At 64.0% G+C, this 24,828-nt stretch carries 21 protein-coding genes and 1 pseudogene; 9 read left to right on the top strand and 13 right to left on the bottom strand.

Features of this window, described 5'->3' with window-relative positions; all coding sequences use genetic code 11:
- Window positions 1–219 precede the first annotated feature (219 nt).
- Both ABIC76_RS08540 and hemN read left to right on the top strand, forming a co-directional pair.
- A complete protein-coding gene (locus tag ABIC76_RS08540) occupies window positions 220–2,352 on the top strand; it encodes a UvrD-helicase domain-containing protein (RefSeq protein WP_354533691.1) in 2,133 nt (710 codons plus the stop codon).
- A 740-nt stretch (window positions 2,353–3,092) separates the two neighbouring features.
- On the top strand, window positions 3,093–4,577 hold the full coding sequence (hemN, locus tag ABIC76_RS08535) for an oxygen-independent coproporphyrinogen III oxidase (RefSeq protein WP_354533690.1): 1,485 nt from the start codon (window positions 3,093–3,095) through the stop codon (window positions 4,575–4,577).
- A gap of 24 nt (window positions 4,578–4,601) precedes the next feature.
- Here hemN and pyk read toward each other — a convergent pair whose 3' ends face one another.
- From pyk to ABIC76_RS08505, 6 genes and pseudogenes are all read right to left on the bottom strand, one after another.
- Window positions 4,602–6,080, bottom strand: a complete 1,479-nt coding sequence (gene pyk, locus ABIC76_RS08530) for a pyruvate kinase (RefSeq protein ID WP_316891911.1) — start codon at window positions 6,078–6,080, stop codon at window positions 4,602–4,604.
- 639 nt (window positions 6,081–6,719) lie between these two features.
- Window positions 6,720–8,039 (bottom strand): glycerate kinase type-2 family protein, encoded by a 1,320-nt coding sequence (locus ABIC76_RS08525; RefSeq protein ID WP_354533689.1) that lies wholly within the window; start codon window positions 8,037–8,039, stop codon window positions 6,720–6,722.
- Window positions 8,040–8,115: 76 nt separating this feature from the next.
- Window positions 8,116–9,030: pseudogene (gene glxR / locus ABIC76_RS08520) on the bottom strand (2-hydroxy-3-oxopropionate reductase); the annotation flags it as partial.
- 617 nt (window positions 9,031–9,647) lie between these two features.
- Window positions 9,648–10,430, bottom strand: coding sequence for a hydroxypyruvate isomerase (gene hyi, locus ABIC76_RS08515; protein WP_354533687.1), 783 nt, complete (start codon window positions 10,428–10,430; stop codon window positions 9,648–9,650).
- A 43-nt stretch (window positions 10,431–10,473) separates the two neighbouring features.
- Window positions 10,474–12,249, bottom strand: coding sequence for a glyoxylate carboligase (gcl, locus tag ABIC76_RS08510; RefSeq protein WP_354533686.1), 1,776 nt, complete (start codon window positions 12,247–12,249; stop codon window positions 10,474–10,476).
- An 83-nt stretch (window positions 12,250–12,332) separates the two neighbouring features.
- Entirely contained in the window at window positions 12,333–12,497 is a 165-nt protein-coding gene (locus tag ABIC76_RS08505; RefSeq protein WP_354533685.1) for a hypothetical protein, read from the bottom strand.
- A gap of 97 nt (window positions 12,498–12,594) precedes the next feature.
- On the opposite strand from ABIC76_RS08505, the gene ABIC76_RS08500 reads away from it, so the two are divergent.
- Window positions 12,595–13,506 carry a LysR family transcriptional regulator gene (locus ABIC76_RS08500; protein ID WP_102063977.1) on the top strand — a complete coding sequence of 304 codons (912 nt, stop codon included), beginning with the start codon at window positions 12,595–12,597 and terminating at the stop codon, window positions 13,504–13,506.
- A 29-nt stretch (window positions 13,507–13,535) separates the two neighbouring features.
- Here the strand turns inward: ABIC76_RS08500 and ABIC76_RS08495 are convergent, their stop codons facing one another.
- The 3 genes from ABIC76_RS08495 to ABIC76_RS08485 are packed head-to-tail and all read right to left on the bottom strand — an operon-like array spanning window position 13,536 to window position 16,203.
- On the bottom strand, window positions 13,536–14,123 hold the full coding sequence (locus tag ABIC76_RS08495; RefSeq protein ID WP_354533684.1) for an IMPACT family protein: 588 nt from the start codon (window positions 14,121–14,123) through the stop codon (window positions 13,536–13,538).
- 6 nt (window positions 14,124–14,129) lie between these two features.
- Window positions 14,130–14,870: a GntR family transcriptional regulator gene (locus ABIC76_RS08490; RefSeq protein WP_442968591.1), complete on the bottom strand. Its 741-nt coding sequence runs from the start codon at window positions 14,868–14,870 to the stop codon at window positions 14,130–14,132.
- The gene (locus ABIC76_RS08485; RefSeq protein WP_027678489.1) at window positions 14,863–16,203 is read right to left on the bottom strand and encodes a C4-dicarboxylate transporter DctA; all 1,341 of its coding nucleotides are present in this window, start codon (window positions 16,201–16,203) and stop codon (window positions 14,863–14,865) included. Before ABIC76_RS08485 ends, ABIC76_RS08490 begins: the two co-directional genes overlap by 8 nt.
- A 343-nt stretch (window positions 16,204–16,546) precedes the next feature.
- Between ABIC76_RS08485 and alc the strand changes: the two genes are divergently transcribed.
- From alc to ABIC76_RS08465, 4 genes are all read left to right on the top strand, one after another.
- Window positions 16,547–17,557, top strand: coding sequence for an allantoicase (gene alc, locus ABIC76_RS08480; protein WP_343550221.1), 1,011 nt, complete (start codon window positions 16,547–16,549; stop codon window positions 17,555–17,557).
- Window positions 17,554–18,081 carry an ureidoglycolate lyase gene (locus ABIC76_RS08475; RefSeq protein WP_027678487.1) on the top strand — a complete coding sequence of 176 codons (528 nt, stop codon included), beginning with the start codon at window positions 17,554–17,556 and terminating at the stop codon, window positions 18,079–18,081. Before alc ends, ABIC76_RS08475 begins: the two co-directional genes overlap by 4 nt.
- 93 nt (window positions 18,082–18,174) lie before the next feature.
- Window positions 18,175–19,449: a M20/M25/M40 family metallo-hydrolase gene (locus tag ABIC76_RS08470; protein WP_354533683.1), complete on the top strand. Its 1,275-nt coding sequence runs from the start codon at window positions 18,175–18,177 to the stop codon at window positions 19,447–19,449.
- Window positions 19,450–20,095: 646 nt separating this feature from the next.
- Entirely contained in the window at window positions 20,096–20,446 is a 351-nt protein-coding gene (locus tag ABIC76_RS08465) for an arsenate reductase family protein (RefSeq protein ID WP_354533682.1), read from the top strand.
- Between the two features lie 125 nt (window positions 20,447–20,571).
- Here the strand turns inward: ABIC76_RS08465 and ABIC76_RS08460 are convergent, their stop codons facing one another.
- The 3 genes from ABIC76_RS08460 to ABIC76_RS08450 form a co-directional block, all read right to left on the bottom strand.
- On the bottom strand, window positions 20,572–20,847 hold the full coding sequence (locus ABIC76_RS08460) for a hypothetical protein (protein WP_009239603.1): 276 nt from the start codon (window positions 20,845–20,847) through the stop codon (window positions 20,572–20,574).
- 273 nt (window positions 20,848–21,120) lie between these two features.
- On the bottom strand, window positions 21,121–21,849 hold the full coding sequence (locus ABIC76_RS08455) for a 3'-5' exonuclease family protein (protein ID WP_354533681.1): 729 nt from the start codon (window positions 21,847–21,849) through the stop codon (window positions 21,121–21,123).
- The gene (locus tag ABIC76_RS08450; RefSeq protein WP_102065080.1) at window positions 21,846–22,502 is read right to left on the bottom strand and encodes an MBL fold metallo-hydrolase; all 657 of its coding nucleotides are present in this window, start codon (window positions 22,500–22,502) and stop codon (window positions 21,846–21,848) included. Before ABIC76_RS08450 ends, ABIC76_RS08455 begins: the two co-directional genes overlap by 4 nt.
- A 201-nt stretch (window positions 22,503–22,703) precedes the next feature.
- Here ABIC76_RS08450 and ABIC76_RS08445 point away from each other — a divergent pair, with 201 nt between their 5' ends.
- Window positions 22,704–23,435 (top strand): septal ring lytic transglycosylase RlpA family protein, encoded by a 732-nt coding sequence (locus ABIC76_RS08445; RefSeq protein WP_354533680.1) that lies wholly within the window; start codon window positions 22,704–22,706, stop codon window positions 23,433–23,435.
- Window positions 23,436–23,464: 29 nt separating this feature from the next.
- Here ABIC76_RS08445 and rsmI read toward each other — a convergent pair whose 3' ends face one another.
- On the bottom strand, window positions 23,465–24,367 hold the full coding sequence (gene rsmI / locus ABIC76_RS08440) for a 16S rRNA (cytidine(1402)-2'-O)-methyltransferase (RefSeq protein WP_102063859.1): 903 nt from the start codon (window positions 24,365–24,367) through the stop codon (window positions 23,465–23,467).
- A 35-nt stretch (window positions 24,368–24,402) separates the two neighbouring features.
- Between rsmI and ABIC76_RS08435 the strand changes: the two genes are divergently transcribed.
- A complete protein-coding gene (locus tag ABIC76_RS08435; RefSeq protein WP_004628719.1) occupies window positions 24,403–24,780 on the top strand; it encodes a YraN family protein in 378 nt (125 codons plus the stop codon).
- Window positions 24,781–24,828 lie beyond the last annotated feature (48 nt).

Below are 24,828 nucleotides of genomic sequence, written 5' to 3'. Positions count from 1 at the left end.
GCGTGCTGAGGAGCGCCGTGTACGGTGTTCGTGTAACGGCGCGTAAGCGATGTAACGCCCCTGCGAAAAGGGAGGGGCGCAAACGCATGCGGTGCGGTATCGGGCACCTCCGCTGGCGCCCCGGTGAAGGGTTTGCCATCTGCTCAATCGACGCAAAAGCGCCGTGCTACCATCGCCCTCCGCTGTCGTTCCCGCCTGCTTTTTCTTCCGCCTGTCCCCATGTCTTCCGGTCTCGCCCACGGGCTCAATGCAGCCCAATCCGAAGCTGTGCACTACCTCGACGGCCCATGCCTGGTGCTCGCGGGGGCGGGCTCGGGCAAGACGCGCGTGATCACGCAGAAGATCGCGCACCTGATCCTCGACAAGGGCTTCGAGCCCAAGCACATCGCCGCCGTTACGTTTACCAACAAGGCGGCCAAGGAAATGCAGGAGCGCGTGGCCAAGCTGATGGACGGCAAGACACGCGAAGACGGCAAGCGCATTCCCATCAAGCAGTTGACGGTCTGTACGTTCCACTCCCTTGGCGTGCAGATATTGCGCGCCGAGGCTGAACACGTCGGCCTCAAGCCGCGTTTCTCGATCATGGATTCCGACGATTGCTTCGGCATGATCCAAGAGCAACTCGCGACGACCGACAAGCAGCTGATCCGCCGCGTGCAGAGCACGATCTCGCTGTGGAAGAACGGTCTCGTCGATCCGGACACCGCGATTGCCGAGGCGCTCGCCAACAACAACGTCGACGACCACCAGGCTGCGCTCGTCTACCGCAACTACGTCGCGACGCTGCATGCGTATCAGGCGGTGGATTTTGACGACCTCATCCGCATTCCCGCCGAGCTGTTCGCGCGCAATGAAGACGTGCGCCTGAAGTGGCAGAACCGCCTGCGCTACTTCCTTGTCGATGAATATCAAGACACCAACGCCTGCCAGTACCAGTTGCTGAAGCTGCTGGCGGGTGGCTCCCACCTGCGTGCGCCGGCCTTCACGGCGGTGGGGGACGACGACCAGGCCATCTACGGCTGGCGCGGCGCCACGCTCGACAACCTCAAGCTGCTGCAGACGGATTTTCCGAACCTGAAGGTCATCAAGCTGGAGCAGAACTACCGCTCCACCGTGCGCATCCTGAACGCCGCGAACGCAGTCATCGCGCAGAACCCGAAGCTGTTCGAGAAGACGCTGTGGAGCGAGCACGGCATGGGCGATGCCATCAACGTGACCAGCGCGAATGACGAAGAACACGAAGCCGAAAGCGTCGTCTTCAAGCTGTCCGCCCACAAGTTCGAGCGCCGCGCGCAGTTTCGGGATTACGCGATCCTGTATCGCGGCAACTTCCAGGCGCGCCTGTTCGAGCAGATCCTGCGCCGCGAGCGCATTCCGTATGTGCTCTCGGGCGGGCAGAGCTTTTTCGACAAGGCCGAGATCAAGGATCTGTGCGCCTATCTGCGGCTGATTGCCAATGCCGATGATGATCCTGCGTTCATCCGCGCCATCACCACGCCCAAGCGCGGCGTGGGCAACGCAACGCTCGAAGTGCTGGGCGCATTTGCGGGGCAGGCCAAGGTGTCGCTGTTTGAAGCGGCGATGATGGGCGGCATCGAAGCGCAACTCGCGCCGCGCCAGCTGGAGCCGCTGCGGGTGTTCTGCGAATTCATCGTGCGGCTCTCGGACCGCGCCGCCAAGGAGCCCGCCGCCACGCTGCTCGACGAGATGATGGAAGGCATCCATTACGAGGCCTACCTGTACGACACGTACGACGAGCGGCAGGCGCAGAACAAGTGGACCAACGTGCTGGAGTTTCTCGACTGGCTCAAGCGCAAGGGCACCAAGCCCGAGAAGGATGACGACGAAGGTGACGACAAAGAGGCCACCGGTTTCGACAACGCGGATGGCCTGATGGACGCCGGTAAAAACCTGCTGGAACTCACGCAGACCATCGCGCTGATCAGCATGCTCGAAGGCAAGGAAGAGGACCCGGATGCGGTGCGCCTGTCCACGCTGCACGCAAGCAAGGGGCTCGAGTATCCGCACGTGTTTCTGGTGGGCGTGGAGGAAGGCATCCTGCCGCATTGCCGCGAAGACGACGATCTGACGGACGAGAAGATCGAAGAAGAGCGGCGGCTGATGTATGTGGGCATTACGCGGGCGCAGCGCAGCCTGCATATCAGCTGGTGCAAGAAGCGCAAGCGGGCGCGGGAGACGGTGGTGTGCGAGCCGTCGCGCTATATCGCGGAGATGAAGCTTGGGGAGGATGCCGGGCCGACGCCGGAGGACACCATGCCGGCGATGTCGCCGAAGGATCGGTTGGGGGCGTTGAAGGGGTTGTTGGCGGCTAAGAAGACTGTGGCTTCTTGATTGGGTTTTTGATTTTTGCCTTGGTGGTCCACTCCCCTTTCGTTCCCTGCCGGGACCGACTCACTTTTCTTTGTCTTGCCAAAGAAAAGTAAGCAAAAGAAAGGCGCGCCCGAGATGGCGACTTCCCCTTGGATTTGTGTCGCGGGAAGGGAGGGGAGGCAAACTCGCTGCGCTCAAACAGGCCTCCCCTCTTTATCCTTCCCGCAACAAAAATCCAAGGCGCCATCTAGGGCAAGGGAAAAGCAAACCATCGAACACGAAGCGAGCCACCAAGGCTCGCTTTTTCGTTTGCACCGGCATACCGAGTGTTTGGCCGTTCCTGCCCTAGATGGCGCCTTCAATTTTCGTAAGCGGGCGGAAAAAAGACGGGGAACTGTCTGAGCGCAGCGAGTTTTCCCCGTCTCCGCCCGGTTACGAAAATTGAAGGAGTCTTTCGCCATCTCGGGCGCGCATTTCTTTGCTTACCTTCTTTGGGCAAGACCAAAGAAAGTGAGTCAGCCCCGGCAGGGGATGAAACAAGGGATGCACCACCAAGGCCAAGGCCAAGACCAAAACCAAAACCAAAACCAAAACCACCCCCCCCAAAACACCCGTCAAAGGCCAGCCCTGTTGTGCCGCCGTGACGCCCCGCGTGCAGCACACAACGCTTTGGAACACGCATTGACCGACGTTGACACACATCAACCCGGCGCTCACATCGCGGTTTTAGGATGAACCATCGCCCCCACTAGAACCGCCCCATGTTTCCGTTCGCCAAGCCGGCCGACCCTCCGTCCGCTGCCAACGACAGCGCTTTCCGCTGGTCAGCTCCCCAGGTGCGCGCGCTCGCGCAGCGTTTTGATACGCACGGCCCGCGCTATACCTCGTATCCGACGGCTGACCGCTTTCACAACCAGTTTGGCAACGCCGATTACCTCGACGCCTTGCACCGCCGCGCCGCGATCGCGCCTGCGCTGCACGCGCCGCTGTCGCTGTACATGCACCTGCCGTTTTGCGCGAACCTTTGCTACTACTGCGGCTGCAACAAGGTCGTCACCAAGGACCGCTCGCGCAGTGCCCGCTACGTTGAAACGCTCGCGCGTGAGATGGCCATGGTGGCCAACCAGATCGGCCCACTGCGCCGCGTGACGCAATTGCACTGGGGCGGCGGCACACCCACGTTTCTCGCGCACGACGAGATGCGCGCCGTGATGGCCGCGACGCGCGAGCATTTTGCGCTGACGGGCGACGCCGAAATCTCCGTCGAACTCGACCCGCGCCACGCCGACGACGCCACGCTCGAAGTCCTGGCCGAGATCGGCTTCAACCGTGCGAGCCTTGGCATCCAAGACTTCGACCCCGACGTCCAGCGCGCTGTTCACCGCATCCAGAGCGTGGAAGAGACACGCCGCGTGGTCGACACCGCGCGCCGGCTGGGCTTCGAGTCGATCAGCTTCGACCTGATCTACGGCCTGCCGTATCAGCGCACCGAAACGTTCAATGCCACGCTGGACCGCGTGCTGGAGATGGCGCCTGATCGGCTGTCCGTCTACAGCTATGCGCACCTGCCGCACTTGTTCAAGGCGCAGCGCCGCATCGACATGCTCACGCTGCCGACTGCAGACCAAAAACTCGACCTCCTTGCGATGACGGTGGAACGCCTTGTCGCCGAGGGTTATGTCTACATCGGCATGGACCACTTCGCGCGGCCCGACGATGCACTTGCCATCGCGCAACGCGAAGGGCGGCTGCAACGCAATTTCCAGGGCTACTCCACGCACGCCGATTGCGACATGCTGGCGTTTGGCGTGTCCGCCATCAGCCGGGTGGGCGATGTATATGCGCAGAACGAAAAGGATCTCGACGCGTACTACGCGCGCATCGATGCCGGCGAACTTGCCGTGCTGCGCGGCATGTCGCTCACGCCCGACGACCACGTGCGCCGCGCGCTGATTGGCGAATTGATGTGCGGATTTGAACTGAACATGCGCGCATTCGGCGTGCGCCACGGGCTGGACTTCAAGCGCACCTTTGCGAGCGAGCTGCGGGCGCTGGCGCCGCTGGAGGAAGCCGGCCTGGTGAGGGTGGGGGACGAGCGTATCGTCATCACGCCGCAAGGGCGGCTGCTCGTGCGCCGCATCGCGATGGTCTTCGATTCGCACCTGCGCCAGGCGGGCACGGAGGGCGCGGTGGAAGCCGAGGGCAAGCCCGTCACCTTCGTCCCGCGCTACTCCAAGGTGGTCTGATCCGCTGACCGACTCGAAGCCCCGTCAGACCGTTGCCGGTTCCGGCTGCAGCGCGGTGGTTTGCGCCTGAGCGCCGACCAACGTCTGCGGCCAGATTTCCGCCAGGCGCAGCAGGTTGGTCGAACCGGCCTGGCCGAACGGCATGCCCGCCGTGATGGCGATCTGGTCGCCCGACACGGCAAAGCCTTCACGCGCGGCGGCGCGGCACGCCGCATCCACCATCTCGTCGACATTGCTCACGTCCGGGCTGACGGTGCTGTGCACGCCCCACGCAATCGCCAGCCGGCGCGCGGTATCCAGTCGCGGCGTGATGCTGACGATGGGCGCCAGCGGCCGCTCGCGTGCGGCGCGCAGGCTCGTCTTGCCGCTGGACGTGTACGTGACGGTGGCCACTGCGCCGAGGATGTGCGTCACGTCACGCAAGGCCGCGCAGATGGCGTCCTGCCGGGTCGGCAGCGGCGGTTGGTGTTGCGCGTCGATCAAGTTGCGGTAGAGCGGATCGCGTTCGGTCTCGGCAATGATGCGGTTCATGATGCTGACCGCCGCCACCGGATGCTTGCCGCTGGCCGACTCGGCCGACAGCATCACGGCATCGGTGCCGTCGTACACGGCGCTGGCCACGTCGGAGGCTTCGGCGCGCGTCGGCACCGGCGCTTCGATCATCGATTCCAGCATCTGCGTGGCCACCACCACCGGCTTGCCGTGCTGGCGCGCCATGCGCAGGATGCGCTTCTGCACACCGGGCACGCGCTCGGGCGGCAGCTCCACACCCAGGTCGCCGCGCGCCACCATCAGCGCGTCAGACGCCTGCACGATGTCTTCCAGGTGCAGCAGCGCGGCGGGCTTTTCGATCTTCGAGAGCAGCCCAGCACGGTCGCCGATGATCTCGCGTGCGGCGATCACGTCTTCGGCGCGCTGCACGAACGACAGCGCAATCCAGTCCACACCCAATGACAGCGCGAAGTCCAGATCGCGCAGGTCTTTCTCGGTGAGCGCAGGGATGGGGATCACGGCATCCGGCACGTTCACGCCCTTGCGGTCCGACAGCGGGCCGCCATCGACCACACGCGTGACGATGGCCGTCGGGTCCGCGGCTTCCACGGCCAGGCGGATCTTGCCGTCGTCCAGCAACAGCGACTGGCCCGGCGCGGTCGCGGCGTACAGCTCCGGATGCGGCAGATGCACGCGCGTGACATCGCCCGGCGTCGGGTCGCGGTCGAGCACAAAGCGATCCCCGTTCTTGAGCACGACGCGGCCGTCGGCAAACGTGCCGATGCGCAGCTTCGGGCCTTGCATGTCAGCGAGGATGCCGATCGGCCGGCCGGTCTCGGCCTCCACCGCGCGCACGGTGTCGTAGCGCTTGCGGTGGTCTTCGTGCGAGCCGTGGCTGAAGTTCAGGCGGAAGACGTCTGCGCCGGCGTCGAAGAGGGCGCGGATGGTGTCTTTGTCACTGCTGGCGGGGCCGAGGGTGGCGAGGATTTTGGTGTTGCGGAAGCGGCGCATCGTTGATGGCTCCGGTGGGCTGGCTATTGCTTGCTGCGTTTGCGGACCTGGGTGGTCCATCTCCCTTTCACCCCCTGCCGGGGGCGACTCACTTTCTTTGTCTTGCCAAAGAAAGTAAGCAAAGAAAGGCGCGCCCGAGATGGCGACCCCTTCCTTGAATTTGTGTAACCGGGCGGAGACGGGGAAAACTCGCTGCGCTCAGACAGTTCCCCGTCTTTGTTCCGCCCGCTTACACAAACTCAAGGCGCCATCTAGGGCAGGAACGTCAACGGCCGAACCGTTGGTGTGCGGGCCCTGGTGGCTCTTGTTTGTTGCTGTTGCTGCTCGCTTTGCTTCGCGTTGTGCTGCTCGCTCCTGCTGCAGTCGTGTTCCGATGGTTTGGCCGTTGGGGCCCTAGATGGCGCCTTGAATTTCTGTTGCAGGGAGGAAAAAGGAAGGGAAACTGTCTGAGCGAAGCGAGTTTTTCCCTTCCCCTCCCTGCGACATAAATTCAAGGGGAAGTCGCCATCTCGGGCGCGCCTTTCTTTTGCTTACTTTTCTTTGGCAAGACAAAGAAAAGTGAGTCAGCCCCGGCAGGGGATGAAACAAGGGATGCACCACAAAACCAAAAACATCAATCCATCCCCGCATCCAAATCACTCACCCAGTAATCAAAATCGCCCGAAAGTCATTCACATTAGTCCGCGTAGGCCCAGTCACAATCAAATCACCAAGCGCATCAAAAAACCCATACCCATCGTTGTTGTCGAGCAGTTGCTTAGCCCGCAACCCAAGCGCTTCAGCACGCGCCAGACTATCCGGCGTCAACATCGCGCCAGCGTTGTCTTCCGAGCCATCGATGCCATCGGTATCGCAAGCAATCGCATGCACACCCGGCAAACCATCCAACGCCACGCCCAGCGCCAGCAGGAACTCGGCATTGCGCCCGCCGCGCCCATTACCGCGCACGGTCACCGTGGTTTCACCACCCGACAGAATCACGCACGGCTTGGTGAACGGCTGGTTGCGCGCCACGATCTGCCGCACGATGCCGGCATGCACTTCGGCCACATCGCGCGCCTCGCCTTCAATGCTGTCCGACAGGATGTGCGCCTCGTAACCGAGCGAGCGCGCCTGCGCGGCGGCAGCCTCCAGCGCGTGCTGGGCCGTCGCGATGACGTGGCTGCGATGGCCTTCGAAACGTGCATCGCCGGGCTTGGGCGTCTCGCCCGCGCCGCTTTCCAGATGACGGCGCACCGCTTCCGGCACGTCGATGCCGTATTTGTCGATCACGGCCAGCGCATCTGCGCAGGTGGTGGCGTCGGGCAGCGTCGGGCCGCTGGCGATGAGCGTCGGATCGTCGCCGGGAATATCCGAGATCAGCAGCGTCTCCACACGCGCCGGTGCGCACGCCAGTGCCAGGCGCCCGCCCTTGATCGACGACAGGTGCTTGCGCACGCAGTTCATCTCGCCGATGCTCGCGCCGCTCTTGAGCAGCGCACGGTTGACGGACTGCTTGTCGGCCAGCGTCAGGCCTTCGGCGGGTGCAGCCAGCAGGGCGGAGCCACCGCCCGAGATCAGGCACAACACGAGGTCGTCTTCCGTCAAACCTTCGAGCAGGCCGACCATGCGTTGCGCGGCGCGTTGGCCGGCTGCATCGGGCACGGGGTGCGAGGCCTCCACCACTTCGATGCGGCCCTGCGTGCCGGGCGCGCGGCCGTGCTCGTAACGCGTGACGACCAGGCCGGACAGCTCGCCTTTCCAGTGCTGCTCCACCGCCTCGGCCATCGCCGCTGCGCCCTTGCCGGCGCCGATGACGATGGTGCGGCCACGCGGCGGTTCCGGCAGGAATGCCGGCAGGCATTGCGCAGCGCTGACCGCAGCCACCGCGGTATCAAACAGGCCGTGCAACAGCGCGCGCGGCGACGGATTGGGCAAGGCGGCGCGCAGGGCGGCCTGGGCAGACTGGTCGTGGTGCATGGCAGAAAGCGGGGAAACAGCAAAAAGACTGCCGCCGCCCGAAGGCTGCGACAGTGCACACAACTTAGGCGCGCATTCAGGCGATGTCGTGGTTCGACATGATCTCGATCGCGCGGCACAGCGCCGAATGGTCCTGCTTGCCCATGCCGTTGGCGGCGCAGGTGTTGAACAGTTCCTGCGCGGTGGCCGTGTTCGGCAGGGCCACGCCCAGCGTCTTCGCACCTTGCAGCGCCAGGTTCAGATCCTTCTGGTGCAGCTCGATGCGGAAGCCCGGGTCGAACGTACGCTTGACCATGCGCTCGCCGTGCACTTCCAGGATGCGCGAGGCCGCGAAGCCGCCCATCAGCGCCTGACGCACCTTCGCCGGATCCGCACCGGCCTTCGATGCGAACAGCAGTGCTTCGGAGACGGCCTGGATGTTCAACGCCACGATGATCTGGTTGGCCACCTTGGTGGTCTGGCCGTCGCCGTTGCCGCCCACCAGCGTGATGTTCTTGCCCATCAGCTGGAACAGCGGTGCCACGCGATCGAACGCAGCCTGCTCACCGCCCACCATGATCGTCAGCGATGCGGCCTTCGCGCCCACTTCGCCGCCCGACACCGGAGCATCCAGGTACTGCGCGCCGGTCTTGTTGATGCGGGCGGCAAAGTCCTTCGTCGCGATCGGCGAGATCGAACTCATGTCGACGACGATCTTGCCGGCAGCAGCGTCCTTGCCGGCATCCTTCAGCGCCTTGGCGACGCCCTTCTCGCTGAACAGCACGGCTTCAACGTGCGGGGTGTCCGGCACCATGATGAAGATGATGTCGGCGCGCTTGGCGACTTCTTCTGCGCTCGTGCAGACCGTCACGCCGGCTTCCACCAGTGCGGCGGGCGCCGGGTTGACGTCGTGCACGAAGAGCGTGTGGCCGGCGGCGCGCAGGTGGCCTGCCATGGGGGCGCCCATGATGCCGAGGCCGATGAAACCGAGGTTGAGATTGTTTGCCATGGTGAGGGATCTCCTTGGTTTGAGTGTTGGTGATTTGGTTGTTTGAACCTTGGTGGTTCATCTCCCTTTCACCCCCTGCCGGGGGCGACTCACTTTCTTTGTCTTGCCAAAGAAAGTAAGCAAAGAAAGGCGCGCCCGAGATGGCGACACCCTCCTTGAATTTGTGTAACCGGGCGGGGAAGGAGGCAAACTCGCTGCGCTCAAACAGCCTCCTTCCTTTTTCCGCCCGCTTACACAAATTCAAGGCGCCATCTAGGGCAAGGTACGGCCACACCATCGGTGTGCTGTCCTCGGTGGCTCTTGTTTGTTGCGGTGTTGCTCGCTTTGCTTCGCGTTGTGTTGTTGGTTCCTACTGCACTCGTGGTCGATGGTTTGGCCGTTGACTTTGTTGCCCTAGATGGCGCCTTGAATTTCTGTTGCAGGGAGGAAAAAGGAAGGGAAACTGTCTGAGCGAAGCGAGTTTTTCCCTTCCCCTCCCTGCGACATAAATTCAAGGAATCTTTCGCCATCTCGGGCGCGCCTTTCTTTGCTTACTTTCTTTGGCAAGACAAAGAAAGTGAGTCAGCCCCGGCAGGGGATGAAACAAGGGATGCACCACCGAGGCAAAACCAAACAAAGAATCAGGCAACCTGGTGCGCGTCACGCCAGCCTAGACCCTCAACCGTCCCAGCCTTAGGCTTGTACTCACACCCAACCCACCCCGTGTACCCAATCTCATCCAACCAACGGAACAGGAACTGATAGTTGATCTCCCCAGTCCCCGGCTCATTGCGCCCAGGGTTGTCCGCCAGCTGCACATGCTTGATCTTGTCCAGATGGCGCTTCAGCGTGCTGGCCACTTCGCCTTCCATCCGCTGCATGTGATAGATGTCGTACTGCACGTACAGGTTGGACGCGTCCACATCGTTGATCAGGTCCAGCGCCTGCTGCGTGCGGTTCAGGTAAAAGCCCGGAATATCGAACGTGTTGATCGGCTCGATCAGCAGATCAATCTTCTCGGCCTTCAGTGCCTTCGCCGCAAACTTCAGGTTCTCCACCAGCGTCTTGCGCGCAGCGTCTTCGCTCACACCTTCGGGGCGGATGCCCACCAGGCAGTTGAGCTGTTTCACGCCGAGCACCTTGGCGTATTTGATGGCTTCGCCCACGCCGTCCTGAAACTCGCTCACGCGGTCAGGGAGGATGGCGATACCGCGCTCGCCGCCGTCCCAGTTGCCGGCCGGCAGGTTGTGCAGGACGAGGTCGAGCTGGAAGCGGTTCAGGCGATCGGCAATCTGGTCAGCATGAAACGCGTAGGGAAACAAGAACTCCACCCCGCGGAAGCCCGCACGCGCGGCGGCTTCGAAGCGGTCGAGGAAGGCCTGCTCGTTGAACAGCATGGTCAGGTTGGCTGCCAGCTTGGTCATGGTTTCTCCTTGTATCGGACGGTGAGGGAATGGCGCGCCGTCTTTATGCGGTGGCGCCTTCGGCTTCCGTGAGGGTGTCTTCCAGGTCGAGCACTTCTTCAAACTCGACCACGTTGTCGATCTCCGTGCCCATCGCGATGTTGGTCACGCGCTCGAGAATCACTTCCACCATCACCGGCACCGAGAACTCCGCCATCAGCAGGCGGGCCTGCGCAAAGGCGGGTTCGATGTCTTCGGGCTTGAACACGCGGATCGCCTTGCAACCCAGGCCTTCCACCACCTTCACGTGGTCGACGCCGTAGCCGTTCAGCTCGGGTGCGTTGACGTTGTCGAAGGCGAGCTGGACGCAGTAGTCCATCTCGAAGTTGCGCTGCGCCTGGCGGATCAGGCCCAGGTACGAGTTGTTCACCACCACATGGATGTACGGCACCTTGAACTGCGCGGCCACCGCCATCTCTTCGATCATGAACTGGAAGTCGTAATCACCCGAGATGGCCACCACGTCGCTGTTAGGCGAGGCCACCTTCACGCCGATGGCGGCGGGAATCGTCCAGCCCAGCGGGCCTGCCTGGCCGCAGTTGATCCAGTGGCGCGGCTGGTTGACCGACAGGAACTGCGCAGCGGCGATCTGCGACAGGCCGATCGTGCTCACGTAACGCACGTCGCGCGGGAAGTACTGGTTCATCTCGCGGTACACGCGCTGCGGTTTGATGGGCACGTTGTCGAAGTCGGAGCGACGCAGCATCGTGCGCTTGCGCTTCTGCACGTCGGCGTTCCAACTCTTGCGGCACGGCAGCTTGCCGGCGGCCTTCAGCTCGCGGGCGACTTCAATGAACTTCTCCAGCGCCGCCTTGGCGTCCGACACGATGCCCAGGTCCGGACCGAACACGCGGCCGATCTGGGTCGGTTCGATATCGACGTGAATGAACTTGCGGCCCTTGGTGTAGACGTCGACGCTGCCGGTGTGGCGGTTGGCCCAGCGGTTGCCGATGCCGAACACGAAGTCCGACGCCAGCAGCGTGGCGTTGCCGTAGCGGTGCGACGTTTGCAGGCCGACCATGCCGGCGTTGAGCGGGTGGTCATCGGCCAGCACGCCCCAGCCCATCAGGGTCGGGACGACGGGTACGTTCACCAGCTCGGCAAACTCGACCATCAGCTTGGCCGCATCGGCGTTGATGACGCCGCCGCCGCACACCAGCAGCGGGCGCTCGGCCTGGCACAGCATCTCGATGGCGCGCTCGGCCTGCGCACGCGTGGCCGCGGGCTTGTAGACCGGCAGCGGGCTGTAGGTGTCGGGATCGAACTCGATCTCGGCGACTTGCACGTCGAACGGCAGGTCGATCAGCACCGGGCCCGGGCGGCCCGAGCGCATCAGGTGGAACGCCTGCTGGAACACGCGTGGCACCAGCGCCGGCTCACGCACGGTGACGGCCCACTTCGTGACCGGCTTGGCGATCGATTCGATGTCGACGGCCTGGAAATCTTCCTTGTACAGGCGGGCGCGGGGCGCCTGGCCGGTGATGCAGAGGATGGGAATCGAATCCGCCCAGGCCGAGTACAGGCCGGTGATCATGTCGGTGCCGGCGGGGCCCGACGTGCCGATGCACACGCCGATGTTGCCCGGCTCGGCACGGGTGTAGCCCTCGGCCATGTGCGAGGCGCCTTCAACGTGGCGCGCCAGCACGTGGTCGATGCTGCCAGCCTTGCGCAACGCCGAATACAACGGGTTGATGGCGGCACCGGGCACGCCGAAGGCCGTGGTGATGCCCTCTTTTTCCATCACCGCAACTGCGGCATCAATCGCTCTCATCTTCGGCATGGGGGTCTCCAGGAAGGGGAAGGTGGGAATACGTTGGAGCTGATCCTATTCCCGCATGCCGATATGGATAAACGCAGCTTTCGTCATTTGATTGCTAACTCTGTATATCGAATCGTTTTGCGTGCTGCACCAATCGCGGGGCGATCAAAAAGCTGAAAAACCGCACCATGAAGCGGTTTTCCCGTGATTTTGTGCGGCGCAAAATATCGACGTGAGCTGGCTGCACCGATCACATCGTCCTTCGCCATTTTTGCCATTCGTCACAAGTGATATGCGCCAGAAAGCCGCAATCCGGGTACGGAATGCTCACTAAAATGGTCAGACATTGCGAACTGGAATGATGGAATGGACAAACTCAAGCAGATTGAGGCGTTCATCGCCGTGGTGGAACACGGCAGCATGGCCGCCGCCGCGCTCACGCAGGACGTGACGCCCGTCATGATCGGCCGCCGCATCAACGCGCTGGAGGCCCGGCTGGGCGTGAAGCTGCTGCACCGGTCGACCCGCCGCATTGCGGTGACCGAGCAGGGCGCGGTCTTCATGGAACAGTGCAAGAAGGCGCTGGGCGAGCTGGACCGCGCGGAGCTGCTCGTTGCCGAAGGCCGCCACAAGGCGACCGGGCACCTGATCGTCTCGGCCCCCGCAGCGTTCGGCCGCAAGCACGTCGCGCCGCATGCGCCGGACTTTCTGCGTGCCAACCCCGACGTGCGCATCTCGTTCAACCTGACCGACCGCGTGGTCGACCTCGTGCGCGAAGGCTACGACGTGGGCATCCGCATTGGCGGCGCGATCGATCCGAACTTCGTGGCGATTCGCCTGGCGTCGAACAAGCGCGTGGTGTGCGGCACGCCCGCGTACTTCGCCAAGCACGGCGTGCCGCGCACGCTCGACGACCTCGCGCGCCACAACTGCCTCGCCTTCAACCTGCAGGGCGGGCAGCAGCGCGGCTGGTATTTCCAGCAGAACGGCAAGGCCGTCACCGTGAAGGTGAACGGCAACCTCGACTGCAACGACGGTGAACTGCTGCACCGCTGGATGGGCGAAGGCCTGGGCCTGGGCTGGCGCTCAACGTGGGAGATCCAGCCTGAGCTGGAATCCGGCGCGCTGATGACGGTGCTGGACGACTATGCGCTGCCCGACTACGACATCCTTGCCGTGTACCCGCAGCAGCGGCCGGTGCCGGCGAAGATCCGGTTCTTTATCGAGCACCTGAAGTCGGTGTATGGGCAGGCGGGGTATTGGTCGCGCGGCGGCTGAGGCGCAACTCACAACGCGGAACTTGCAGTTCAGTCCGCGATGACAATGCGCCCTTGTGTCAGATCCCGCAACGCGACCCGCGCCGCCGCCTCGTCCGTCACCGGCAACCGGACCGTCAGCGTGACGCCCGCATCGTACGCAGCATCGACGAGCGTGTAGCCGCCATCGTCGATCCAGCGGCGGATGCGCGCCTCATCGGCGTAATCGGTGGAGAGGGTGAGCGTGGTGCTGGCGATGCGCTCCACGCGTTCGGCGTGCATGAGCGCGGTGGCGATGGCGTCCGTGTAGGCGCGCACGAGGCCGCCCGCGCCGAGCTTGACGCCGCCAAAGTAACGCACCACGGCGCCAAGCGTGCCGTCCAGATCGTGATGGCGCAGCACCTCCAGAATGGGGCGGCCCGCCGTGCCGGAGGGTTCCCCGTCGTCGGACATGCCGGACTGGCCGCCCGCCAGTAGCGCCCAGCAGACGTGCGTGGCGGCGGGGTGCTCGGCGCGCAGGCGTGCAATGACGTCCATGGCGGCCGCCCGGTCTTCCACCGGCACGGCCAATCCGATAAAGCGGCTTTTCTTGATTTCCAGCTCGGCCGAAACCGGCGCGCGCAGCGTATACGTCGGCACGCGCGGTCAGGCGAGGAGGGCGGCTACGAGATCCGTCGCGCGGCCGCCCGGCGATTCGAACTTGAGCGACGCCTCGGTGTGCGCCATGTGCTCTTCCATCAGGGCGATGGCGCCGTCCACGTCGCCGCGCTTGGCGGCATCCAGCAGGGCCGTGTGCTCCTCCGACGAGCGCACGGCGTCGTAGGTCGACTGGTACATCATCGTGATGACCGAACTGCGCGCGGAAAGCTCGTACAGCATCTCCTTGAGCACGCTGTTGCCGACCACGTCGGCCATCAGAAGGTGGAAGTCGGCCATCAGGCGATTGCGGCGCGGGACGTCCGACAGGTCGCCGCTGGCCGCCACCTTGTGCTCTTCGGCCAGGTGCTTCTCCAGCCGCTTGTAATCGGCGGGCGTGGCTTTGGCGATGAACTCGCGCACCAGCGCGACTTCCAGCACGCGGCGTACGGCAAACACTTCGCGCGCTTCGGTTTCATCCGGCTTGGCGACGAACGCACCGCGATCCGGCTCCATGCGGATCAGCTTGTCCTTTGCGAGCATCAGGAGCGCCGCGCGAATCTTGGTCCGGCTGACGTGGTAGACCCGCGCCAGCGCCTCTTCGCGCAGCTTGGTGCCCGGCGGCAGCCGATGCGCGACGATCGCCTGCGCGATGTCATCGGCAATGCCTTCGGAGGAGATGTCGGCGGCGGTGGTTTCGGTCATGGCGCCGATTTTACCGCCGTCCGACAACAGCGCGGCTTCAGGCATGCGGCAGCGTATGGGCTGCAGGTGCCGCCACGCCAAGGCCGTGCGGAATCGCTTCGCCTTCCTCGGTGATGTCGATCTTCCCGTCGAGCACTGCATTGGCGCGCACGCGGTCGATGTCTTTCTCCCACGCGGCGATGACCACCGTGGCGACGCAGTTGCCGATCAGGTTGCCCAGCGCACGGGCAATGCCGATGAACCAGTCGACGGAGAGCACCAGCACCAGGCCGATCGCCGGAATGGCCGGAATGACCGACAGCGTGGCCGCCAGAATCACAATGGCCGAACCCGGAATGCCGTGCGCGCCCTTGGAGGTGACGAGCGCCACGCCCAGGATCAGCAGCAGATCCTGCAGCGCCAGCGGCGTGTTGGTCGCCTGCGCGATGAACACGGCGGCCAGCGTCAGGTAGATCGAAAACGCATCGAGGTTGAACGAGTAGCCCGTCGGGATGACGAGGCCGACCACCGAGCGCTTGATGCCCATCTTCTCCAGCTTGTTCATGATGGACGGCAGCACCGCGTCGGACGATGCCGTGCCCAGCACCACCAGCAGTTCGGCGCGCAGGAAGCGGATCAGCTTGAAGATGTTGAAGCCCGCCACGCGCAGGATCGTGCCGAGCACCACAAATACGAACAGCGCGACGGCTGCGTAGAACAGCAGCACCAGGAAGCCGAGCTGCTTGAGCGAGCCGGCGCCGTACTTGCCGACGGTGAACGCCACCGCGCCCAGCACGCCCAGCGGCGCCAGGCGGATGATCACGGCCATCATGCGGAACAGCACATGCGAGAGCTGGTCGATCAGGTTGACCAACGGCTTGGTCCGCTCACCCAGCAGCGACAGCGAGCAACCGAACAGGATCGACACCAGCAGCACCTGCAGGATGTCGCCCTTCACAAAGCCGCTGACAAACGTATCGGGAATCAGCTTGAGGAAGAACGCCGCAACGCCGGTCGATTCCACCTGCTTGGCGGTGGTCATGTACGACGCCATGGCCGCCGGATCGAGCGATTTCGGATCCACATTCATGCCGTGGCCCGGCCCGAACACATAGGCCAGCGCAATGCCCAGCGCGAGGGCGATCGTCGTCACGATCTCGAAGTAGATGACAGCCTTGCCGCCTACGCGCCCGACCTTCTTCAGCTCGCCGGCACCGCAGATCCCGACCACCACCACCGAGAAGACGATCGGCGCGATCAGCATCTTGATGAGCTTCAGAAAACCATCACCGAGTGGCTGCAGCTTCTGCGCAAATTCGGGCGCCCAGATGCCCAGCGCGATGCCCACCGCCAGGGCAATCAAAACCTGCCCGAACAACGGGCGCGTAAAGCGTTGCATGGTGAATCCTCCTTTGGATTACTGGTGTCTCAAGCCCCGCTCAATCGTCTGATTTGGTCTGCTGCGATTGTCGTCAGGGCTTTGTTTCGCTCACTGCAGTGCAACAAATTGTCGCGATGAATTGTTGAGCGTTGACGGCATCATAGGCGATCCAATTTTTGTATGCAATTTTTGAATTCACATGCTAGGATCGACCCATGCAGTCCCGCGAAGCCTCGTGCTTCCGCCATTTACGCTGCACTTCCGGCGTTCCCATCGCCAGAGTTTCGAGTGTCCTGACTCGCCGTTTTTGTTCGATGGGCTGGCCGTATAACATCCAGAGACAAACACCAAGGAGTTCCACATGGCGATGCCTACGCTCGATCCGAACGCGCCGGATTTCACGCGCCGATATCCGAACCTGGCGGACCCCCGCCTCGGCGCAGAGGCCACGTTCGCGACCGACGAATTCTTCGCGCCGAAAGACCGCATGCTCAACCCCGAGCCGGCGGTGTTCATTCCGGGCAAGTACGACGACCACGGCAAGTGGATGGATGGCTGGGAAACGCGCCGTCGCCGCAACGGCGGCTATGACCACTGCATCGTCCGCCTGGCCCGCCCGGGCGTCGTGAAGGGTGTCGATCTCGACACGAGCCACTTCACCGGCAACTTCCCCCCGGCCGCCTCCATTGAGGCCGCCTACCTGCCGGATGGCGAGCCGACCGAGGCCACGCAGTGGACTGAAATCGTTCCGTCGACCACGCTGCAAGGCAACAGTCACGCCTACGTGGCCGTCGCCAACCCGCAAGCCTTCACGCACCTGCGCCTGAACATCTTCCCGGACGGCGGCATCGCGCGTTTGCGCGTGTACGGCCAGCCGCAAGTCGACTGGAAGGGCGCGGACCGCACCAAGCTGTTCGACCTGGCCGCCATGGAAAACGGCGCCTATGTGGTCGAAGCCAACAACGAACACTTCGGGCCGGCCTCGCGCATGCTGATGCCGGGCCGTGGCGTGAACATGGGCGACGGCTGGGAAACGCGCCGCCGCCGCGAGCCGGGCAACGACTGGTGCGTGATCGCCCTGGCCAACCCGGGCCGCATCCGCAAGATCGAAGTCGACACCGCGCACTTCAAGGGCAACTTTGCTGACCGCGTTTCCATCCAGGCCGCGCGCGTGGTGGGCGGCACCGACAGCTCGCTGAAGACGCAAGCCATGTTCTGGCAAACGCTGCTGCCCGAGCAGAAGCTGCAGATGGATCTGCAGCACTACTACGAAGCGGAAATCGCCGACCTCGGCATCGTCACGCACGTGCGCTTCAACATGTTCCCGGACGGCGGCGTGTCGCGTCTGCGCCTGTGGGGGGTGCTCGAATGAGCCAAGAGACCGCCGCACGCATTGCGCTGACCATCGAGCCGCTCACGCGCGAAGCCTTCGCGCCGTTCGGCGACGTGATCGAGCTGGAAGGGGCCAAGCAATTCCCCATCAACCAGGGCACGACCATCCGCTTTCATGACCTTGCCAACGTCGATGTGGGCGAGGGCGGCCGCGCGCTGATCAGCCTGTTCCGTGGCCAGCCGCGTACGCTGCCGTTCGAGGTGAAGATGCTGGAGCGCCACCCGCGTGGCAGCCAGGCCTTCATCCCGCAGAACGACAAGCCGTATCTGGTGGTCGTGGCCCCGGCCGGCGAGCTGGATCCGTCGAAGTTGCGCGCGTTCGTCTCGCGCGGCTGGCAAGGCGTGAACTACGCGCGCGGCGTGTGGCACCACCCGCTGCTGGCCCTGGGCGAGGTGAGCGATTTCATCGTCGTCGACCGTGGTGGCGAAGGCCACAACTGCGACGAGCAAGACCTGGCCGAATCGGTGTGGTTGACCGCCGAGGCCATGCAAGCCGCGCTGTAAGCATCGCGCCACCCGCGCCGATCCTGAGCCCCCGCACAACGGGGGCTCAGTCACTTTCAATCTCCGTCCCACCACCGTCAGCGAGACATCGACATGACCCAGGCCCAACTCGCCACCCCCGGCATCGATGCGGACATCCGCGCATTTGTCGACGCTGCGCATGCGCAGCAGATTGATTTCCTGCGCGAGCTGGTGAAAGTGCCGTCGGACAACCCGTCCGGCGATTGCGCCCCGCATGCCGCGCGCGCCAAGGCGCTGCTGGAGGCGCTCGGCCTGACGGTGGAAGCGCATGCCGTGCCGCAGGCGCAGGTGCACGCCGTCGGCATGGTCAGCGCCACCAACCTGATCGTGCGGCACACGTTCGGCAGCGGCGGCCCCACGGTCGCCATGAACGCGCACGGCGATGTCGTCCCGCCTGGCCTTGGCTGGACGCACGACCCCTACGGCGGCGAGATCGTCGAGACGGAACACGGCCCGACCATGTTCGGCCGCGGCGTGGCGGTGTCCAAGTCCGACTTCGCCACCTACACGTGGGCGCTGCTTGCGCTGATCGAAGCGGAAAAGCGCGGCGCCAAACTCAACGGCACGGTCGAACTGCACTTCACATACGACGAAGAAACCGGCGGCGACATCGGCCCCAAGTGGCTGCTGGATCAAGGCCTGAGCAAGCCCGATTACGCCATCTCCGCCGGCTTTGCGTACGGCATCACCTCGGCGCACAACGGCTGCCTGCACGTGCAGGTGACGGTGCGCGGCAAGCAGGCGCACGCCGCCATGCCGCACACGGGCATCGACGCCATCGAAGCGGCCACGCACATCCTGCAGGCCGTGTATGCGTATCGCGCCGAACTCGCTGCGCGCAAATCTGCCGTGCCGGGCATCGACCACGCAACGCTCAACGTCGGGTTGATTCAGGGCGGCATCAACACCAACGTCGTGCCTGATCTGGCGACGTTCCGCGTGGACCGCCGGATGATTCCTGAAGAAGCCGGGCGCGATGCCGAAGGCGAACTGCGTGCGGTGATCGAGCGTGCCGCGGCGGAACGGCCGGGGATCGAGGTTTCGGTGGAACGCATTCTGTTGGCGGAGCCGCTTGCCGAACTGCCGGGCGTGGATGCGCTGATTGGCGCGTTGCGACGGAATGCATTGGCGGTGTTTGGGGGCGATGTGCCGGTGCATGGCGTGCCGCTGTATACCGATGCGCGGCATTACACGGCGCATGGCGTGCCGACGGTTCTGTATGGCGCGGGCCCGCGGACGTTGATGGAAGCGCGGGGGCACAACACGGATGAGAACCTGCGGTTGAATGATTTGCGGGGCGCGACTGTCGTGGTGGGGTGTGCGGTGGGGGAGTTGTTGGGCGGGTGATTTGGGGGTGTTTTGGTTTTTGCCTTGGTGGTCCACCTCCCTTTCGTTCCCTGCCGGGACCGACTCACTTTTCTTTGTCTTGCCAAAGAAAAGTAAGCAAAAGAAAGGCGCGCCCGAGATGGCGACTTCCCCTTGGATTTGTGTCGCGGGGAGGGAGGGGAGGCAAACTCGCTGCGCTCAGACAGCCTCCCCTCTTTTTCCTCCCCGCAACAAAAATCCAAGGCGCCATCAAGGGCTCAACGTCAAAAGAGAAAGGCCAACCCATCGCGCGGTTGGCCTTTTCGTTTGGGCCTGCGCATAGATGGTTTGGCCTTTGTCTTTCCTGCCCTTGATGGCGCCTTCAATTTTTGTAAGCGGGCGGAAAAAAGGCGGGGAACTGTCTGAGCGCAGCGAGTTCTCCCCGCCTCCACCCGGTTATGAAAATTGAAGGAGTCTTTCGCCATCTCGGGCGCGCATTTCTTTGCTTACTTTCTTTGGGCAAGACCAAAGAAAGTGAGTCAGCCCCGGCAGGGGATGAAACAAGGGATGCACCACAAAAAACAAAAAAGCACGAATCCCCCCACAACCAACAACGAAACCCCCATCCAACCCCCACCCCTTAAGATTGCACCCCACCCCATCAAGCCAACACAAAAGCCCAAAAACCATGCAGATCTACCACAACCCCCGCTGCTCCAAATCCCGCACGGCCCTCGAACAAGCCCAATCCTTCGCCGCAAAAAACGGCGAACAACTCGAGGTCATCGAATACCTGGCTACGCCGCCGACGCTGGCTGACCTCAAAAAGCTCGCAGCGCAACTCGACACCCCGCTGCGCAGCCTGGTCCGCGAAAACGAAGACGAATACGCGCAGCTCAATCTGGCCGATGCATCGGACGACGCACTGCTCAAGGCCATCGCGGCCCACCCGAAGCTGCTGCAGCGCCCAGTGCTCGTGCGCGACGGCCGCGCCATCATCGGCCGCACGCCTGAAGCGCTCGATGCATTCCTGAAGTAATTCACCGCGCCCCACAAAGTTGAACGGCCTGCCGATTTCCATCGGACAGGCCGTTCAGGGGTGGCCGTATCTCGCTCTGCGCGAGGGCCGGGGCTGCGTCCGTCAAGACGCGCAAGGGCACCGGTTCATTCCAGGCCCATCCATCGGGCCATTTCTGACCCGAAACCAACGGCCAGCAGGGCGGCGAGCACCACTGCCAGCGCCGCCGCGGTCGAGACCATGGCGACTTTCATGACTTCTGCGTCGTGGTGCGCGCTGCTGTGCGTGTGATGCAAGTGCTGCAGATGCTGCGCACGCATGCTCAGCGGAACCGCCTTCGCAGAGGATTTGCGATGCCAATGCAAGCGCTCCGTCATCGCTCGCAAGTGTTGCGTGTCAAACGCGTCACGGGAAAATCGCACCGCGGTACCTCCCGTTGTTGGCTGATAGCCGACGCCGGCACGCACCGGCGTCGGGGGCACGTGCGGCCCGAAAACGATACGGCAAGCAAATGGCGTATGCGAGTGGCTTTGCTTGTCGGCGCCGGGTGGCGCAGTCGTCTGGTCGCTCGCACAAGCCCAGCGTAGACGCGGGTTTGCGAGCCCGCAAGTTGCGTTGCGGCATGGTGCGCGCATCACGCGGGCAAGAGGCAAACCGCGTGCGGATCTTCGTGAAATGCGTGACGCGTCCGGCGCTCAATCCTGAGCAGATTGCTGGGCCACTTGTGCGGCGGCGCGTTCGCCTTCGCGTTTGCGCAACTCGGCGAGCATGTTGCAGAAGAGGGCGCCTTGCTCCTTCGCGTCATCCAGCGCGATATGCGTGTGCGGCAGCGGGTCGTGCCAGTGCTCGGGAAAGGCCGCTTTGACGTTGCGCCGATACGGCATGCCTGTGAGCGCAAAGGCCAGCGTCTTGATGTCGAGCGCCGCCCAGCCAAACGGTGACCGCCCGGCAAAACGCATCATGTACCAGAACATGAACGTGAAATCGAAGCCCGCCGGAAACGCCACGAACACCGGCTTGCCGGGCAGGCTCTCGACCCACTCCACGTAGCGCGGCAGCGCCACCTCGGGCGCCTCAAGATTGGCGCGGCACGCGGCCCACGCCTCCGGCTGCGTCTTCCACCATTGCATCTGCACCGGATGGCCCTCTGCGCCCGGCAGCGTTTCCAGGTTCGCTTCAAACGTGCCGACGAGCGTCTTGTCGGCCAGGTACGCCGCGCTGGCAAAGCTCAGCATCGAGTGCGGTCCGGGGATGGGGCCGTCGGCCTCGATGTCGGTGCTGACGTAGATTTCGGGCCGCGTGTCGGGCGGCTGGTTGCCGCGCTTGCGGCGCGGTTTGTCGGCGGGTGCGACAGGTGCGGCCGGCGCGGTGTCGGCGAAGGTGTCGTCGCTGTCGTTGGCGCTGTCGTTGGTGTCTGTGCTCATGCCGAGCCTTCGTTGACAAACAGGCGATCTGCGACGTACGGGTTGCTGGCCCGCTCATCGCCAAAGGTCGAAACCGGTCCATGGCCTGGCACAAACGTGACGTCGTCGCCCAGCGGCCACAGCTTCGTGCGGATGGCGTTGATCAGGTCTGCATGGTTGCCGCGCGGGAAATCCGTGCGGCCGATCGAGCCTGCAAACAGCACATCGCCGACGATGGCGACGCGGTCTTCGGCGCTGAAGAACACCACGTGGCCGGGCGTGTGGCCCGGGCAGTGGAATACCTGCAGCGTGCGGCCGGCGGCTTCCACGGTGTCGCCGTCTTCCAGCCAACGATCCGGCACGAACGCCTTGGCCGGCGGAAATCCAAAGCGCTGGCTCTGCATCGGCAACTGGTCGATCCAGAACGCCTCGTCCTTCTGCGGCCCTTCGATGGGCACGCCGAGCTGCGTGCGCAGGGCATCGGCGGCGGCGCAATGGTCGACGTGGCCGTGCGTGAGCAGGATCTTTTCGATGCGGGCACCGTGCTGCTCGGCGGCGGCCAGGATGCGGTCGATATCGCCGCCCGGGTCGGTCACGGCGGCCGCGCCATCGTCGCCAATCAGCAGCGTGCAGTTTTGTTCAAACGGCGTAACGGGGACGACAACGACTTTCATGTGATCTTTGGTGCGCATTTGCACGTGGCAGGGATAACCCGATTGTATCGGGCCGAGCCCGCGCCAGCACTGGGCTCGCGGGGTGTGCTGTTACATCAGAAAGAAAATATTACAAAATTGGCGCGAGATGACAGCATGATGTGATCGTTTTAATAGGAAATGTAAATAAACGATCGAAGCATGCATGTTAGACTCGCGGCCATGCTCAAGTTGACCCATCCGATTTCCTGCCTTCCGGCCGGCCGCACGCTGCGTGCCTGGCTGACGCACGGCACCGCGCTGCTGGTGCTGGCGGGCTGTGCCGCCGTTCCTGGCGAGCCGCCCGCGGGTGGGCAATCCGGCCTTCAGGCCAGCAAGCCCACCGCACCCGCGTTGAAGGTGGCCGACCCGCGCGACAACCCCGACGCTTGGGGCACGCTGTCGTTCCGCGGGGTGCCCGATTCGAGCAGCCTCAAGCTCGACGAGAACACCGATACGAGCCCCGGCCTGCGCGCTGATCTCGGCACCTTCGAGCAGCGCGGCCTGGCCTCGTGGTACGGCCGCGGCTTCCACGGCCGCCGCACTGCCAGCGGCGAGCGCTTCGATATGAATGCCTTCACGGTGGCGCATCCGTCGCTGCCGCTGCAAAGCTGGGTGCTGGTGCGCAACCTGTCCAACGACCGCGTGGTCGTGGCCAAGGTGACGGATCGCGGCCCCTACTACGGCAAGCGCATTCTCGACATGTCGTATGCGGCAGCCAAGCGGCTCGACTTCGTCAAGCGCGGTTCGACGCAAGTGGAAATCCGCCGACTGTCGCGCGCGGAAGTTGAAGCGCTGCGCCCTGAGCTGACGCAGACCGATGTCGCCAGCAACGATGGCGATGCCGATGTGGGTGCCGATGAACCCGCACCGGTCAAGAAGAAAGCGGTCAAGCGTCGCGCCAAGCGCCGTTGATCTGCTGATCCGGCCGCCTTCCTGCTGCCTCAGTCCTTCCCTTCGTTTTTCAGTGCCAGCGCGCTTTGATACAGCGCGTCCACCGAAGCGCCCGTAATCGCGCCGGCCAGCTTGGCCGCACGCTTGGCGGGCAGTTCAGCCAACAGCAGACGCAAGACCTGGTCCGCCGCCATCGCGGTCGGTGCCGCGTCTTGTGCGCCCGCGCCTTCCACCACCAGAACGAATTCGCCCTTGCCATGCGAGGCATCGGCGGCAAGCCACGCCGGTGCATCCGCAGCCGGCAGCACGACGATCTGTTCGAACAGCTTGGTCAACTCGCGGCCGATGAGAATGCGTCGCGCCGGCAGGTGTTCCGCCAATGCAGCGAGCGTGGCTTCAATGCGATGCGGTGCCTCGTACAGAACCCACGCCGGCCCGTGCGCGGCCCATTGGCGGATGGCCGCGTCGCGCTGCCCCGCCTTGGGCGGCAGGAAGCCGACAAAGGTGAACTGCCCACCGGACGTGTCGAGCAATTCCCCGGCAGCAGAAAGCGCCGTCACCACCGCGCTCGCGCCCGGCAGCGGGATCACGCGCTGGCCCGCCGCGCGCACCGCCTCGACAATCCGCGAGCCCGGGTCCGACACGCCCGGCGTGCCCGCATCGGACACATACGCGATGCGCTCGCCCTGCGCCAGGCGCGCGACGATGCGTTCAGCGGCCTCGCGCTCGTTGTGTTCGTGCGCGGCGAGCATCGGTCGCGACAGCCCCAGCCGATTGAGCAACTGCCCGGTGTTGCGCGTGTCTTCGCAGGCCACCGCGTCGACGATGCCCAGCACGTAGCGCGCCCGCAGCGACACGTCCGCAGCGTTCCCGATGGGGGTAGCCACCACATATAATGCGCCGGCGGGATAGTGCTGGTCGTGCGCCAGCAGGGTCCAGTCAGGATCACTCACGAGAACTTCTCTCAGTTACTTGGTTCAAACCGCGAATGCATGCGCCGCAGCCCATCACAGCCGCCACCGGTGAAGCCGGTGAGGACCGCGCGCTGCGTTACCTGCAAGCGCGCGGGTTGGCCGTCGTCAGCCGCAATTATCGCTGCAAGGGCGGCGAAATCGATCTGGTGATGCGCGACGCGGCCGGCGCGCTGGTGTTTGTCGAGGTGCGTGCCCGCGTGGCGCGTTCCACGCAGCGCTTCGGCGGGGCGGCCGCGAGTGTCACGCCCGCCAAGCAGCGTCGCCTGATTGCCGCGGCTGAAGATTTTCTCGCGCGGCAGGTTGAAGATGTGCCGGCCTGCCGCTTTGACGTCATTGCCATCGACGGTGCGCGTATCGAATGGATGCGCGATGCCTTCGGCGTTGATGCGTAAATCCGCATGAACCTCGCTCTTCTTTCTTCCGGACTTCATTCAAGGACA

The organism is Ralstonia sp. 1138 (assembly GCF_040544795.1).
Lineage (GTDB): Bacteria > Pseudomonadota > Gammaproteobacteria > Burkholderiales > Burkholderiaceae > Ralstonia > Ralstonia flatus.
This window is presented reverse-complemented; position numbering and strand designations above follow the sequence as displayed.